Source organism: Pseudomonas sp. L13, assembly GCF_009935965.1.
GTDB classification, from domain to species: Bacteria; Pseudomonadota; Gammaproteobacteria; order Pseudomonadales; family Pseudomonadaceae; genus Aquipseudomonas; species Aquipseudomonas lactis.
In genome coordinates this window covers 1-15,051 of sequence record NZ_QODJ01000041.1, presented here as the reverse complement: position 1 = coordinate 15,051, position 15,051 = coordinate 1, and the positions used below count along the sequence as shown (strand labels likewise).

Sequence of the window (15,051 nt, the reverse complement as noted above, 5' to 3'; positions counted from 1 at the left end):
TTAAAATCAGCCGATTAATTACCGTTAAGCCACAGGATGCACGTTGAGATGACCCAGGTAACCAACACCCCGTACGAAGCGCTTGAAGTGGGCCAGACTGCCAGCTTCAGCAAAACCGTCGAAGAGCGCGATATCCAGCTGTTCGCCGCCATGTCGGGTGACCACAACCCGGTGCACCTGGACGCTGAATACGCCAAGGCGACCATGTTCAAGGAGCGGATTGCCCACGGCATGTTCAGCGGTGCACTGATCAGCGCCGCGGTGGCTTGCGAGCTGCCTGGGCCGGGCACGATTTACATCGGCCAGCAGATGACCTTTCAGAAACCGGTGAAGATCGGCGACACCCTGACCGTGCGCTTGGAAATCCTCGAGAAACTGCCGAAGTTTCGCGTGCGTATTGCCACTCGGGTGTTCAACCAGCGCGATGAGTTGGTGGTAGATGGCGAGGCGGAGATTCTGGCGCCACGTAAGCAGCAAGTCGTGACCCTGACCGAATTGCCGCCGATCAGCATCGGCTGATCCAGCCCTTGCATAAAACAAATGTGGGAACGGGCTTGCTCGCGAAGGCGGTGTGTCAGTCAATACAACCGTGACTGATCCACCGCTTTCGCGACCAAGCCCGCTCCCACATTAGGTCCAGCGTAAGGCTTACGACTGAGCGCGAGCCTGGTTACGCAGGGCTTTTACCTGGTCGTGGTTGCGCTGCACACCGTGGTACTGACGCTCAACCAGGTCGCGAATACCCACCAGGTTATGCTTGTTGATCTTCTCGATGGCTTCCTTGTAAGCCTTCAGTGCGTGATCTTCACCGCGCTCGGCTTCGTTCAATACGGCCTCTTCATCCTTGCCGGTGACCATCGACTTCACGTCGACCCAGCCACGGTGCAGGGCGCCGGCCATGCTGCCGGAATCTTCAGGATCGCCACCCAAGGCACGCACGGCAGTTTTCAGTTCTTCGGCAGCGGTACCGCAATCAACGGCACGCTTGGCAAACAGTGCCTTGAGTTCTGGATGCTTGATGTCTTCAGCGCATTCCTTGAAACCCTTTTGGCCGTCGATGCTGGTCTCGATCAGGTCGTTGAGTACGGAGATCGATTCTTTGTTGATATCAGTCATTTTCAATTCCTTGTACGGGTTAGAAGGTTGCCTTGGTTATTGCAGCGCCCGTGCCAGGTTTTAAAAAATTATTTTTATGTTTAATTTCAACATGTTACGAATTATTGAACCATCTGTATCTTGGTTATTTGCATGATCTGTCATTTGGCCTTCATGCAGAATGCCTGTATTTTCGAAAGCCTGGCCTCAACCCTGCGACGCTCATGAATCCCGAAAAACTCGAACTGCTCATCACCCGCCAAATGCCCTTCGGCAAATACAAAGGCCGGATCATTGCCGACCTGCCTGGGCCCTACCTGAATTGGTTCGCCCGTGAAGGTTTCCCCCACGGGGAACTGGGCGGTTTGCTGGCCTTGATGCAGGAAATCGACCACAACGGCCTGTCCGAATTGCTCGAACCGCTGCGCGCCAAACACGGCAGACCCGCCCCCCGCCATTAGAGAGATTCGACATGCCAAGGAATGCTGATAACGAACCGCACTGGCAAGCCATCGCCCAGCGTTACGAGTGCGAGCCCGGCCCGATCAACCTGGAAAACGGCTACTTCGGACGCATGAGCCGGGCGATGCACCGCTGACCCTGGGCTTTTTGTACATCGCACCGGAACGCCTGGCCGATATCGACCCGGACATGGGTGAATTCCACTACCCGGCCACCGATGTGCGAGCGCGTACGTCCTACAGCACGCCGAACTTCCCCGCGCTGATGACCTTGCCCCTGGTGCTTGAAGAGCATCGACAATTGGGTGGCGCTGCGGCCAAGGGCGCACGCGTCAATCACCTGCGCAACCTGTGGGTGAACCAGGTGCGGCCGTTGGCGGGGATTGAAGTGCTGACTTCGGATGACCCGCGACTGTATTGCGGGATCACCGCCTTCAAGTTCATCGGGCATGATCAGCAGGTGATGGTGGACCGGTTGCTCAAGCAGCACGGCCTGTTCACCACTACGCGCACGGGCGCGGCGTTTGGCACCTGTATTCGGGTGACGCCGGGGCTGGTGACGTCGGCGGCGGACATCAACGCGCTGGTCCATGCAATCACCCAACTAAACACCGACTAAAACTGTAGGAGCGAGCTTGCTCGCGAAAAACGTCAACGATAACGTGTGCTTCCTGAATAAACACAGCGCCGGTGCGTTTTTCGCGAACAAGCTCGCTCCTACAGGAATTACAGGCAAAAAAAAGCGGCACACCGACCAAGTGCGCCGCAAAAATGCCGTTAAGCACAGCAACAACGATTCGATAAATCAGTTCAGTCCAGCAGCGCCAGCGCCTGGGCAGTGACTTCCTGGATACGCGCCCAGTCGCCGTTCTTGACCCACTCCGGATCCAGCATCCAGCTCCCGCCCACGCACATCACGTTCTTCAACGCCATGTAGCTCTTGATATTAGCCGGGCCAACACCGCCAGTCGGGCAGAATTTCACTTCGCCGAACGGGCCGCCGAGCGCCTTGATGGCCGCAACGCCACCGCTGACTTCAGCCGGGAACAGCTTGAAGCGGCGATAACCCAGGCCATAGCCTTCCATGATGCCGGAGGCGTTGCTGATGCCCGGCAGCAGCGGGATCGGGCTGTGCACCGAGGCTTCCAGCAAGTCACGGGTGATGCCGGGGGTGACGATAAATTGCGAGCCTGCCACTTCTGCCGCTTCGAGCATGTGACGGTCGAGCACGGTACCGGCACCGGTGCACAGCTCAGGACGTTGCTCGCGCAAGACCTGAATGGCCTTGAGGCCGAACTCGGAACGCAGGGTCACTTCCAGCGCGGTCAAACCGCCAGCGGCCAGGGCGTCGGCCAACGGCAGGATGTCCTGCTCGCGGGCGATGGTGATCACCGGCAGGATCCGCGCCTTGGCGCAGAGGCTGTCGATCAAGGCAACTTTATCCGCCATGGACACGGTCGGTTGAGGGCTTTTCATAGCGGCTGATCCTTGGCTCATGGGCACCAGTAAATCTCTAGAGTAGGTTGCAAAAACGCGCGAATCGGCATGGCAGCAACATCGTCGCTGGCCAGGGCGGCGCTCAAGGTCGTCAATTTCGAACTGCCGGAAATCGACAGCACGGTGTAGTCGGCCGTGGCCAGCAACGCACGACTCATGGTCAGGCGCTGGTGCGGCACAGTGGGCGCCAGCATCGGCCAGCAACGGCGGGTACCGTCGGCCTTCAGCGCTTCACTCAGGTTGGGGCTGTTGGGAAACAGCGATGCGGTGTGGCCGTCATCGCCCATGCCCAGCACCAGCACATCAATGGCTGGCAACTCGCCCAGCAGGCGATCAGCCTGCTCGGCAGCGTCTTCAAGGTTGGCGGCAGAGCTGTACAGGCTCAAGAACTTCGCCTTGGCCGCCGGACCTTGCAGCAAGTGTTGCTTCAACAGGCCAGCATTGCTGTCGGCATGTTCGACCGGCACCCAGCGCTCATCGGCGAGGGTGATGGTGACCCTGGACCAGTCCAGGCCCTGCTTGGCCAGGTTCTGGAAAAACGCCACGGGGCTGCGGCCACCGGACACCACCAACGTCGCCTCGCCACGGGCACTGATTGCCCCGCGCAGTTGTTCAGCCACGTCATTGGCCAGGCCATCGGCCAGTAGCGCAGGCGTACGGTACTCATGGGCAGTGACGCCCTGAGGCAGTTTCAATTCAGATATCGCCATACCACGACCTCCCATCCCGCGTGATCAGTGCAATCGAGCTCATCGGCCCCCAGGACCCCGCCGCATACGGCTTGGGCGCATCACCGGATTTTTTCCACCCGGCGATCAACTGGTCACACCACTTCCACGCGGCTTCGATTTCATCTTTGCGAACAAACAGGTTCTGATTGCCGCGCATCACTTCCAGCAACAATCGCTCGTAGGCATCAGGGATGCGTGCGCTGCGATAGGTGTCGGAAAAATTCAGTTGCAGTGGCCCGCTGCGCAGTTGCATGCCTTTGTCCAGGCCCTGCTCCTTGGTCATCACACGCAAGGAAATACCCTCGTCCGGCTGCAGGCGGATGATCAGCTTGTTGCTGATCTGCAGGCGCTGCTCGGGGGCGAAGATGTAGTGGGACGGTTCCTTGAAGTGGATGACAATCTGCGACAGCTTTTGCGGCATACGCTTGCCAGTACGCAGATAGAACGGCACGCCGGCCCAGCGCCAGTTACGGATATCGGCACGCAGGGCAACGAACGTCTCGGTGTCGCTCTGGGTGTTGGAATTGTCTTCTTCCAGATAACCCGGCACGGCTTTACCGGCGCTGTAGCCGGCGATGTACTGGCCGCGCACCACTTGAGTGGTGAGGCCCTCAGGGCTGATCGGCGCCAGGGCCTTGAGCACCTTGACCTTCTCGTCGCGGATGCTGTCGGCAGACAGGTCGGCGGGCGGGTCCATGGCAATCAGGCAAAGCAGTTGCAACAGATGGTTCTGGATCATGTCGCGCAGCTGGCCGGCCTTGTCGAAATAGCCCCAACGGCCTTCGATGCCAACCTGCTCGGCCACGGTGATTTCCACATGGGAGATGTAATTCTGGTTCCACTGGGTTTCGAACAGGCTGTTGGCGAAACGTAGGGCGATCAGGTTCTGCACCGTCTCTTTGCCCAGGTAGTGGTCGATGCGGTAGGTGCGGTTTTCCGGGAAAAACTGCGCCACGGCGTCGTTGACCTTGCGCGACGACTCCAGGTCCGAACCGATGGGTTTTTCCAGCACCACGCGGGTATTTTCCGCCAGGCCGACCTTGGACAGGTTTTCGCAGATCGCGCCGTACACCGCCGCAGGGGTGGCGAAGTAAGCGATCAGGCGTTGATCGCTGCCGACTTTTTCGGCCAGGGCAACGTAGTCGTCGGCCTTCATGAAGTCGACATGCACATACGAAAGGCGCGCGAGGAAACGCTGGGCCACGGCTTCGTCGAGTTCCTTGCCGACGTACTTACGCAGTTCTTTTTCGATATGGGCCAGGTGTTGCTGCTCGGAGCCGGCTTCACGGGCCAGGGCCAGGATGCGTGTGTCGTCGTGCAGCAACCCGGCGCCATCGAGTTGATAAAGGGCAGGAAATAACTTGCGCAGCGCCAGATCACCCAAGGCGCCAAACAGGGCAAAGGTGCAGGGTTCCACGGTTATCGAAGGCATGATGTTTGTTCTTTTATCAAGTTAAGCTACAAATACCTTTTTTCAAGGCATCACTCAAGGAAAAATGTAGTAATAACCACAACATTTTCCGGAAAAACGCATTGCGAGTGGTGGTGTTCAGCTACCCTCAGTAGGATAGGCCACCGCGAAAAGCCACTCATCGATTGGTTACCGCCTTTTTATTTGCATCGTCGCCCGAAGGAAAGACTGAATGGACCGCGTGCGAAATCTTCTGGAACAGATCCGGAACCGCCTCGAAGAATTGAACAAGGCCGAGCGCAAAGTCGCTGAAGTGATCCTGCTCAACCCGCAGCAGGCCACACGCTTCTCGATCGCCGCCCTCGCCCAGGCCGCTTCGGTCAGTGAACCGACGGTCAACCGTTTCTGCCGTTCGTTCGGTGTCAGCGGCTACCCTGAACTTAAATTGCAGCTGGCGCAAAGCCTGGCCAGTGGCGCCGCGTATGTCAGCCGCGCCGTGGAGGCCGATGATAACCCCGAGGCCTACACCCAGAAGATCTTTGGCAGCGCCATTGCCTCTCTGGACAGTGCCTGCCAGGCCCTGGACCCGGCGCTGATCAGCAAGGCCGTGGACTTGTTGATCCAGGCACGGCAGATCCACTTCTTTGGCTTGGGCGCTTCAGCCCCCGTGGCCATGGATGCGCTGCACAAGTTCTTCCGCTTCAACCTGGCAGTGACCGCCCATGCCGACGTGCTGATGCAACGCATGATCGCCTCGGTGGCGCACACCGGTGAGTTGTTCGTGATCATTTCCTACACCGGCCGTACCCGCGAGCTGGTGGAAGTAGCGCGTATCGCTCGGGAAAACGGTGCGTCGGTGCTGGGCGTGACCGCCGAGAACTCGCCGCTGGCCAAAGCCAGTACAGTGAGCCTGAACATTCCATTGCCGGAGGACACCGATATCTACATGCCGATGACTTCTCGGATCATTCAGTTAACGGTGCTGGATGTGTTGGCAACCGGCATGACCTTGCGTCGCGGGGTGGATTTCCAGCCGCATTTGCGCAAGATCAAAGAGAGCTTGAATGACAGCCGGTATCCGGTGGGGGATGAGTTCAACTAGCAGGCAGTTCTACCAGCAGTACCGGCGCTATCGCAGGCAAGCCAGCTCCCACATTTGGAATGCATTCCCCTGTGGGAGCTGGCTTGCCTGCGATAGCGCCATCAGCCACACCGCTAAGCCCCAGCCCGCGCCTGCAAACTCAAGTGCGCCCTCTCCCCCGGCGCCAGGCTCGCCGCCGCCATCGCCGCCTCTACGCACACAAACCCCGACGCTTCGTTAAAGCTCACACCCAATAACGGCCGGCTCCCCGGGTGCCACACCACGGTGTCGGCAGTGTCGCCCGTGTCGATGCACAGTTCGCGCTGCCAGGCGTGGTCCTTGAGCTGTAGTTCACCCTCATGCTGGAACACCCGCTGGCATCCACCATCGACCCGCAATTCACCTTCCTGCTGGCAAACCTGGCGATTGAGCTGGTCATAACCCTGCGCCCCTTCGAGCCCAGACAGCGCTACCTCATCAACGTGACCAATACGCCAGTAAGCGTGCAATGCATGGCTCAACTGGCACGGCAACTCGTCGTGATGCTCGGTACTCAGGCGCAGTTCCAGGGTGTCGCCCAGGTGCGCGTGCAAGTCCACCTGCCAGTCGCACAGCTGCAATTGCCAATGCAGGCGCACGCCGTCGTCATCGGTGCTGCTGTCGAGCAGTTTCCAGTCGATCAAGCGGGCCCAACCGTGGGAAGGCCAGGCATTTTCGCTGGGGTGGCGGCCATACCACGGCCAGCACACCGGCACGCCGCCCCGAATGGCGCCGACCTGCGGCCACTTGGCCGCGCACCACAGCCAAGGTTTCTGGCCGGTAGGCTGAAAGTGCAACAGTTGCGCGCCCTGGCGACTGAACACCGCCTGGCACAGCGGGTGGTCGATCACCAACACATCGCGCATCTGAAAGCGCTCCCAGGCGAACACCGGACGCTCGCGCAGGGATTTGAAAAAGCGTTGCAGCGGTTGCTCGTGCATGTGCCCAGGTCCCGAATATCACAGTGCCACGCAAAAAAAAGCGGATAGCCATGGCTACCCGCAAATGCGCACAGAGAGAGGAGCTTATCGCAACAGCGTTAGAACGTAGACTGAATTTTCAGGCCCGCTACCAGCGCGTTGTCGACTTTATCCACGCCGCCAGGCTGGACAACGTACTGCAGGTTCGGACGCACGGTCAGCCAGTTGGTGACGTGGAAACCGTAGTTGAGTTCGACGTTGTACTCAGTCTCACGAATCGGCGTGTACAGCGGATTGTCGTAGTCGCTCACACCCCTGGCGTCGTTGAGCAGCTCAGAGTTCTTCTTCACATCATTGTTGACATGCAGGCGAGCGACGCCAATGCCGACGTCATCTTTTGGACGCGCGTCGAATGGGCCTTTGTACACCAGCATCAACGACTGGTAGTTGTCGACCAGGTTGGTTTCCTTGTCATGGAAGGTCGCGTTGGCTGCGATGTTCAGGCCACGGGAAGCGTCGCCGTTATGGGTGGTGAGTTGCTGTTGCGCAACGAACCAGTAGCCTTTCTTGCTGCTGCGGGTACGGAAGTCTGCTTTAGTAAGGACCGCATCGTTACCGTTGACGTCTTCACGTACATCCGGAGCATCGGCCGCACTTTTATAGAAGCCCACACGGTATTCGCCCGGCAGGTTATTAACCTTCGGCGACCAGACCAATTCCACCGGGATCACGGTGCCCTTGGTGCCACTGCCGCTCAGTTTGAAGCCGTTGCCGTGCTCCAGCTGCGACGGGTTCTGGTTGTAGGCACCGATTTGCGCATACAGCTCAGGCGTGATGTTGTACTTCACGCGGATAGCGGCCTGGGCGACCGGCCAGTTGTACCAGGTATTGACGTAGTTACCGACCTGGGAGCCGCAGAACGACAGGTTCTGGAAGTCGCACGGGAAGGTGTTGAAGTCTTCACCTTCACCGAAGTAACCGAGCTTCACGTCCAGCTTGTTGTCGAACATCTGGTGCTGAATCCAGAACTGGGTCAGACGCACCATGTGGCCACGGCCATACACTTCTTGCGAGGAACTCAAGGTGCCGGCACGCGGGTCGCCAATGCGGTCATTGGAGATGTTCTGGCCATTACGGTTGGTCAACTGGATCTTGGCCTGGGTGTTATCCCAGCCCCACAGTTTTTGCAGGTCCAGCGCCACGCCCAGACCGAACTGGTCGGAGTAACGACCGGTCTTGTCGTCGTTGTAGCCGCCGTGGGCGTTGTAGCCCATCTCGCCCACGTAGTCGGCCTTGATGTCGATACCTTGCTCGATCAGCTTGGTACGCTCGCCGCCCCAATCCCCGGTCATCCACTTGGAATCGGCGCTGAATGCATCGGCCGCCATCGCATTGGCGGACAATACAAGGGCTGCTGCCGCTGACAGTTGGCAGATCAGCCGGGTGTTGTTGTGTTGCTTTTTCATCCCTACATCCTCGTCTTTATTGTTATTAAACTGTTTTTATCTAACGCGGGTTACATTTTTTATTTAAAACAACAGGTTAAGCATTAATCACAATGCTTCAACGGCCCTTGAACTGGGTCACATTGTCGGCATGCCCCTGTGCCGGCAATGAAGCCGCCGTGCCCAACCGCTCGCCGGTCTTGGCGTCAAACAGCAATACCTTGGCCGGGTCGAACTGCAAGGTCAGGGTCTCGCCCACTTGCGGTGCCACGTCCGGCGCCAAACGGCAGCAGACCTTGGTGTCGTTGAGCTGCACAAACACCAGGGTGTCCGGGCCGGTCGGCTCGGTTACCTGTACTTCGGCGCGAATGCTCGACGAGCCATTGCCCTCGCCCGCGGCCAGCACGATCTGCTCCGGGCGCAGGCCCAGGATCACATCGCGGTCTTCGAGCCCGGCGTCATTCATGCCCAGCGCCAACTCGCAACGGGCCTGGCCGCTGTCGAGCACCGCCAACAGATCACCGTTCTGGCGTTTTAGGCGCATGGGAACGAAGTTCATCGGTGGTGAACCGATAAAGCTTGCCACAAACAGGTTGGCAGGGTCGTTGTAAATTTCTTTCGGCGTGCCGAATTGCTGGATGATCCCGTCCTTCATCACCGCCACTTTGTCGCCCAGGGTCATCGCTTCGATCTGGTCGTGGGTCACGTAGACGGTGGTGGTTTTCAGACGCTGGTGCATCAGCTTCATTTCGGTACGCATCTCGACGCGCAGCTTGGCGTCGAGGTTGGACAGCGGTTCGTCGAACAGGTAGATCTTCGGCCGACGCGCCAGGGCACGGCCCATGGCCACGCGCTGTTGCTGGCCCCCGGACAACTGGCCCGGCTTGCGGTTGAGCAGGTGTTCGATCTGCAGCAACTTCGCCACGCGCGCCACTTCGGCGTCGATGTCGGCTTGCGGCATCTTGCGGATCTTGAGGCCGAACTCGATGTTCTCGCGCACGCTCATGGTCGGGTACAACGCGTAGGACTGGAACACCATGGCGATGTCACGGTCCTTGGGGCTCATGCCGCTCACGTCTTGATCACCGATCATGATCGCGCCGCCGGTGATGGTCTCAAGGCCGGCGATGCAGTTCATCAGCGTTGATTTACCGCAGCCCGACGGGCCGACCAGGATGAGGAACTCGCCTTCCTTGATCGACAGTTCGATGTTCTTCAAGGTGTCGGGCAGGCCGGCGCCATAGGTCTTGTTTACATTGCGAAGTTCAAGCGTAGCCATGATTACCCCTTGACCGCGCCGGCCGTGAGGCCGCGCACGAAATACTTGCCTGCGATCACATAGACCAGCAGGGTCGGCAGCCCGGCGATCATCGCCGCCGCCATATCCACGTTATATTCCTTGGCCCCGGTGCTGGTGTTGACCAGGTTGTTCAGCGCCACCGTAATGGGCTGGGAGTCGCCGCTGGAGAACACCACACCGAACAGGAAGTCGTTCCAGATCTGGGTGAACTGCCAGATCAGGCAGACCATGATGATCGGCGTCGACATCGGCAGGATGATCCGGCGGAAGATGGTGAAGAACCCCGCTCCGTCCAGGCGTGCCGCCTTGATCAGCGCATCCGGGATGCTCACGTAGTAGTTACGGAAGAACAGCGTGGTGAACGCCAGGCCGTAGACCACGTGGATAAACACCAGGCCGGTGGTGGTGCTGGCCAGGCCCATCTTGCCGAGGGTGAACGACGCGGGCAGCAGCACGGTCTGGAACGGCAGGAAGCAGCCGAACAGCAGCAGGCCGAAGAACAGCTGCGAACCGCGGAAGCGCCAGAACGACAACACGTAGCCGTTCAAGGCGCCGATGGCGGTAGAGATCAGCACAGCAGGAACGGTGATCTTGATCGAGTTCCAGAAGTAGCCATCCACAGTGGCCCAGGCCTTGACCCAGCCGATGCCGCTGACCACGGTGGGCCAGCTCAGCAGGTTACCGGTGCTGATGTCTTCCGGGGTCTTGAAGCTGGTGAGCAGCATCACCACCAGCGGCACCAGGTACAGCAGCACCGCCAGGATCAGCACCGCGTAGATCGCGATGCGGCTCAGGCTGATGGCAGGTTTGGCGGCGAGACTAGTCATTGCGCTTGGTCCTCAGCTCGGAATACAGGTACGGCACGATGATCGCGAGGATCGCACCGAGCATCAGGATTGCACTGGCCGAGCCCATGCCCATCTGGCCGCGACTGAAGGTGAACGAGTACATGAACATCGCCGGCAGGTCGGACGAATAGCCCGGGCCGCCTGCGGTCATTGCCGCCACCAGGTCGAAGCTCTTGATCGCAATATGCGCCAGGATCATCACCGCACTGAAGAACACCGGACGCAGGCTGGGCAGCACCACGCTCCAGTAGATACGTGGCAGGCTCGCGCCATCAATCTGCGCAGCGCGAATGATCGACTGATCAACACCGCGCAGGCCGGCGAGGAACATCGCCATGATAAAGCCGGAGGCTTGCCATACAGCGGCGATGACCAGGCAGTAGACCACGCGGTCCGGGTCGATCAGCCAGTCGAGACGGAAGCCTTCCCAGCCCCAGTCCCGCAAGAGTTTGTCCAGGCCCATGCCCGGGTTGAGCAGCCATTTCCAGGCGGTACCGGTGACGATCATGGAGAGCGCCATCGGGTACAGGTAAATGGTGCGGATAAAGCCTTCGCGGCGGATTTTCTGGTCGAGGAAAATCGCCAGCAGCACACCGATCACCAGGGTGATGCCGATGAACATGCCGCCGAACACGGCCAGGTTCTTGCTCGCCACCCACCAGCGGTCGTTGTCGAACAGCCGCTGATACTGCGCCAGGCCCGCCCATTTGTAGCTGGGCAGGAAGGTCGAGGTGGTGAACGACAGCACGAACGTCCACAGGATGTAGCCATAAAAGCCCACCAGCACGATGAACATGCTCGGCGCCAGCACCAGTTTAGGGAGCCAGCGCTGCAGCACATCGAATGGCGAGGCCTTGCTGAATGCAGCAACAGAACTCATGGGAAAATCCAGTACAGAGAAAAAGGACTAGCAGCTGAACCGAACCCTGTAGGAGCGAGCTTGCTCGCGAAGGACTTCAACGATAACGCGTGCATACAGGATGAACGCGGTGACCTTGAGTTTTTCGCGAGCAAGCTCGCTCCTACAGTGGCTGTGTTACTTGGCCGACTTGATCGCCGCGCCAAGCTTCTTGGCCGTGTCGGCCGGGTCGGCTTTCGGGTCGTTGATGTAGTTGGTCACGACATCAAAGAACGCACCTTGCACCGCCAGGGTCGTGGCCATGTTGTGGGCCATGCTTGGCTGCAGGCCACCGGTCTTGGCGTCGGCCAAAAAGTCCTTGGCGGCGGTCTGGGCGCAGGAATCAAAGCCGTAGGATTCCATCTTGGTCAGCATGTCGTTACGCACAGGGATCGAGCCCTTGTTGATGCTGAACACCTTCTGGAAGTTTTCACCCAGCACGACTTTGGCGATGTCCTGCTGGCCCGCCGCAGTGCCTTTGTCTTTCTGCTTGAACACCGCCAGGGAGTCGATGTTGTAGGTGAAGGCTTTATCAGTGCCCGGGAACGCTACGCACTCATAATCCTTGCCGGCGACTTTCTTGGCCGCAGTCCATTCTGACTTGGCCCAGTCACCCATGATCTGCATGCCGGCCTTGCCGTTGATGACCTTGCCAGCTTCCAGGTTCCAGTCCTGGCCCTTGCCGTCGACGTCCATGTAGGTCGCGACTTTCTTCAGCTCGGTGAGGGCCTTGACCATTTCCGGGCCGGTCAATGCGCCGTTATCCAGGTCGACCAGGGCTTTCTTGTAACCATCAGCGCCCATTACCGAAAGCACCACCGCTTCGAACACGGTGCTGTCCTGCCAAGGCTGGCCGCCGTGGGCGAGCGCAATGAAGCCTGCAGCCTTGAGCTTGTCGCCCGCTGCGTAGAATTCTTCGAGGGTGGTTGGGTTCTTGGTGATGCCGGCTTTCTTGAAGACTTGCGGGTTGATCCACAGCCAGTTCACGCGGTGGATGTTCACCGGCACGGCCACGTAGTCACCGTCGTATTTCACGGTGTCGGAGACTTTCTTGTCGAGCAGCGAGTCCCACTTTTCTTCTTTGGCGACGTCTTTGAGCACGTCGGTGTCGAGCAGGCCAGTAGACGCCCATTCCTGGATGTCGGGGCCTTTGATCTGGGCAACGCCTGGCGGGTTGCCGGCGACCGCGCGGCTTTTGAGCACGGTCATGGCAGTGGCGCCACCGCCACCGGCTACAGCACCGTCTTTCCAGGTGAAGCCGTCTTTCTCAACTTGGGCCTTCAGGACATCCACAGCCGCTTTTTCACCGCCGGAGGTCCACCAATGCACCACTTCCACCGTACCTTTGGAGTCGGCGGCAAATGCACTGAGGGGGAACAACGAGGCAATGGAAATAGCGACGGCGAGGCGATTAATCGCGTTCATCTGAGTACCTTTTCTTGTTGTTATGCATGCAAGTCTAGAGCTTGCGCTGCACGGAGTTTAAACATGGATTTTCAGGGCGCAGGTAACAAAGGGACGCACAAATGTCACCACTTGGTGACATAGCATCCGCTGCCCAATGCACTGGCCAAGCTGGGTGCCAAGGGCAGTGCAGGCAGCACAACCGCTTGCCAGGCATGGTACAGATCAGGTTTGCCGCCCCAGATTTTACTGCTGGTTTGGTTGTGCGGGCTGAGTTCGTGGTGCCAACTGCCCTGGAGCCGGTCGATGAAGTGGGTTTCGCAAAACTCCCAGAAGCGTCGGTACCAGGTTTCGTAATGCAGCTCTCCGGTACGTTTGAGCAGCGCCTGAGCGGCGGCGCTGGCTTCAGCATGGGTCCAGTGCAGGCGCTCGCGTACCACCGGGCACTGGTTCCAATCCAAAGTGTAGACAAGGCCCGGCGCACCATCCACCGCCCAGGCGTACTCGCAGGCACTGGCGAACAGGCCTTTGGCGTCGCTCACCAGCCAGTCCGGCGTGGCGAGCTTGGCCTTGAGGCGCGCAGCTTCCAGGTGCAGCAGCAACCGCGCCCATTCAAAACCATGGCCGGGTGTGATGCCGTAAGGGCGAAAGCCATCGGCGGGGTTGTCTTGGTTGTAACCGAGCAAGGGCTGCCACTGGGCATCAAAATGCTCGATGACCATGAACTGGTTGCCGGCGGCGTGGGTGTGGATCACTCGCTCGACAATGCGCAGCGCGCGGTCCAGCCAGCGTGTATCACCGCTGACATCGGCCAACGCCAGGAAGGCTTCGGTGGCGTGCATGTTGCTGTTGGCGCCACGGTAGGCTTCGACGCCGCTCCAGTCCCGGGCAAAGGATTCGAGCATGACGCCCTCCTCTTCGCTCCAGAAGAACTGGTCGATGATATGGATCGCGTCGTTCATCAAGGTTTGTGCACCCGGCGCGCCGGCCACCACGGCAGAGCTGGCGGCGAGGGCCACGAAGGCGTGCAGGTAGGCAGCCTTGCCGGTATTGCCATCAACCGCGTGGGGCGCGGCGAACCAGCCACCGTGCTCGCTGTCGTGCAGCGGGCCGCTGAGGGCCGCCACACCGTGCGCCACCAGTTCTGAATAACCGGGCAACCCCATGGCATGGGCCATGGCAAAGCTGTGGGTCATACGCGCTGTGTTCATGGTTTCGGCGCGGGCGTTGGCTGGCAACTGGCCTTTATCGTCGAGGTTGCCGAAACCGTCCGGCAGGTGCGACGCCTTGGCAAACGCCAGCAGGCGCTGGCCTTCGGCGGCGAGCCAAGCGTGATGGGCAGGTGCATTCAGCCAACTGCTGGCAGGCAGTGGATGGGTGGTCATGGGTGGCCCTTATTGTTTTTTTGGGATGACCGGAGTCTAAACAAGGGCGTGGGATGGGCAAGTAACGAAAGGGAGGGTAAATGTCACCAAATGGTGACAATCAACACCCTAATCCTAATGTAATTGGATGGACTCGCCCAAGCCGAGGCGTCTATGCGCCACGGTGGCATTCTTATAGAAGCCAACGACAGCGAGGGCGAGTCCATGAAAAAGCATACGACGATCAATCAGTCTTTGTCAGCCGATGTATCTACTTGCATAAACGTCGCGGTAGACCTTGCCAAAAAGGTCTTCCAGGTGGCCGGTGAGAATGCGCTCGGCCAAGTGATATTCGAGGATCGGATTAAGTCACGTGAGGCCTTTCAAGCCTTTCTTCTTAAGCTCCCAGCAAGCGTGACGGTGCTGGTGGAAACCGGGCCAGGTGCTCAGGCATGGGCGCGATTGCTGCAAGCGCAGGGCAATTCAGTGCGCATCCTGCCGGCTCAGCATGTGGCCACTCATCGCAGCGGCCCGAAAAATGATCGCAACGATGCCTT

General features: G+C 59.3%; 15 protein-coding genes and 2 pseudogenes. 6 read left to right on the top strand and 11 right to left on the bottom strand.

Annotation, left to right across the window (positions count from 1 at the left end; genetic code table 11):
* The first annotated feature begins 48 nt into the window (after positions 1 to 48).
* Positions 49 to 519 (top strand): MaoC family dehydratase, encoded by a 471-nt coding sequence (locus DK871_RS19365; protein ID WP_003193747.1) that lies wholly within the window; start codon positions 49 to 51, stop codon positions 517 to 519.
* Positions 520 to 648: 129 nt separating this feature from the next.
* Here DK871_RS19365 and DK871_RS19360 read toward each other — a convergent pair whose 3' ends face one another.
* The gene (locus DK871_RS19360; protein WP_020303130.1) at positions 649 to 1,116 is read right to left on the bottom strand and encodes a PA2169 family four-helix-bundle protein; all 468 of its coding nucleotides are present in this window, start codon (positions 1,114 to 1,116) and stop codon (positions 649 to 651) included.
* Between the two features lie 203 nt (positions 1,117 to 1,319).
* On the opposite strand from DK871_RS19360, the gene DK871_RS19355 reads away from it, so the two are divergent.
* The 3 genes and pseudogenes from DK871_RS19355 to DK871_RS19350 form a co-directional block, all read left to right on the top strand.
* Positions 1,320 to 1,556, top strand: coding sequence for a DUF3820 family protein (locus tag DK871_RS19355; protein WP_003193750.1), 237 nt, complete (start codon positions 1,320 to 1,322; stop codon positions 1,554 to 1,556).
* Positions 1,557 to 1,567: 11 nt separating this feature from the next.
* Complete coding sequence (locus tag DK871_RS29750; RefSeq protein ID WP_375139748.1) at positions 1,568 to 1,693, top strand: hypothetical protein; 126 nt, start codon at positions 1,568 to 1,570, stop codon at positions 1,691 to 1,693.
* Positions 1,684 to 2,175, top strand: a pseudogene (locus tag DK871_RS19350) (class V aminotransferase); the annotation flags it as partial. The gene DK871_RS29750 and the pseudogene DK871_RS19350, both read left to right, overlap by 10 nt.
* 191 nt (positions 2,176 to 2,366) lie before the next feature.
* On the opposite strand, the gene DK871_RS19345 reads toward DK871_RS19350, so the two are convergent.
* The 3 genes from DK871_RS19345 to zwf are packed head-to-tail and all read right to left on the bottom strand — an operon-like array spanning position 2,367 to position 5,216.
* Entirely contained in the window at positions 2,367 to 3,032 is a 666-nt protein-coding gene (locus tag DK871_RS19345) for a bifunctional 4-hydroxy-2-oxoglutarate aldolase/2-dehydro-3-deoxy-phosphogluconate aldolase (RefSeq protein ID WP_026067364.1), read from the bottom strand.
* Between the two features lie 17 nt (positions 3,033 to 3,049).
* Positions 3,050 to 3,763: a 6-phosphogluconolactonase gene (pgl, locus tag DK871_RS19340; protein ID WP_161906308.1), complete on the bottom strand. Its 714-nt coding sequence runs from the start codon at positions 3,761 to 3,763 to the stop codon at positions 3,050 to 3,052.
* Complete coding sequence (gene zwf / locus DK871_RS19335) at positions 3,750 to 5,216, bottom strand: glucose-6-phosphate dehydrogenase (RefSeq protein WP_120248622.1); 1,467 nt, start codon at positions 5,214 to 5,216, stop codon at positions 3,750 to 3,752. The genes pgl and zwf overlap by 14 nt, the downstream gene beginning before the upstream one ends.
* Before the next feature lie 220 nt (positions 5,217 to 5,436).
* Between zwf and DK871_RS19330 the strand changes: the two genes are divergently transcribed.
* Positions 5,437 to 6,297, top strand: a complete 861-nt coding sequence (locus tag DK871_RS19330) for a MurR/RpiR family transcriptional regulator (RefSeq protein ID WP_169856377.1) — start codon at positions 5,437 to 5,439, stop codon at positions 6,295 to 6,297.
* A 113-nt stretch (positions 6,298 to 6,410) separates the two neighbouring features.
* Here the strand turns inward: DK871_RS19330 and DK871_RS19325 are convergent, their stop codons facing one another.
* From DK871_RS19325 to DK871_RS19295, 7 genes are all read right to left on the bottom strand, one after another.
* Positions 6,411 to 7,256, bottom strand: coding sequence for a D-hexose-6-phosphate mutarotase (locus DK871_RS19325; protein WP_047711647.1), 846 nt, complete (start codon positions 7,254 to 7,256; stop codon positions 6,411 to 6,413).
* A gap of 98 nt (positions 7,257 to 7,354) precedes the next feature.
* Positions 7,355 to 8,701 carry a carbohydrate porin gene (locus tag DK871_RS19320; RefSeq protein ID WP_161906307.1) on the bottom strand — a complete coding sequence of 449 codons (1,347 nt, stop codon included), beginning with the start codon at positions 8,699 to 8,701 and terminating at the stop codon, positions 7,355 to 7,357.
* A 97-nt stretch (positions 8,702 to 8,798) separates the two neighbouring features.
* Positions 8,799 to 9,959 (bottom strand): ABC transporter ATP-binding protein, encoded by a 1,161-nt coding sequence (locus DK871_RS19315; RefSeq protein WP_047711648.1) that lies wholly within the window; start codon positions 9,957 to 9,959, stop codon positions 8,799 to 8,801.
* 2 nt (positions 9,960 to 9,961) lie between these two features.
* Positions 9,962 to 10,807, bottom strand: a complete 846-nt coding sequence (locus tag DK871_RS19310; protein ID WP_003193763.1) for a carbohydrate ABC transporter permease — start codon at positions 10,805 to 10,807, stop codon at positions 9,962 to 9,964.
* Positions 10,800 to 11,708, bottom strand: a complete 909-nt coding sequence (locus DK871_RS19305; RefSeq protein ID WP_161906306.1) for a carbohydrate ABC transporter permease — start codon at positions 11,706 to 11,708, stop codon at positions 10,800 to 10,802. Before DK871_RS19305 ends, DK871_RS19310 begins: the two co-directional genes overlap by 8 nt.
* Positions 11,709 to 11,864: 156 nt before the next feature.
* Positions 11,865 to 13,151 (bottom strand): ABC transporter substrate-binding protein, encoded by a 1,287-nt coding sequence (locus DK871_RS19300; protein WP_161906305.1) that lies wholly within the window; start codon positions 13,149 to 13,151, stop codon positions 11,865 to 11,867.
* A 104-nt stretch (positions 13,152 to 13,255) separates the two neighbouring features.
* Positions 13,256 to 14,515 (bottom strand): AGE family epimerase/isomerase, encoded by a 1,260-nt coding sequence (locus DK871_RS19295; protein ID WP_161906304.1) that lies wholly within the window; start codon positions 14,513 to 14,515, stop codon positions 13,256 to 13,258.
* Between the two features lie 204 nt (positions 14,516 to 14,719).
* On the opposite strand from DK871_RS19295, the pseudogene DK871_RS19290 reads away from it, so the two are divergent.
* Positions 14,720 to 15,051, top strand: a pseudogene (locus DK871_RS19290) (IS110 family transposase); the annotation flags it as partial.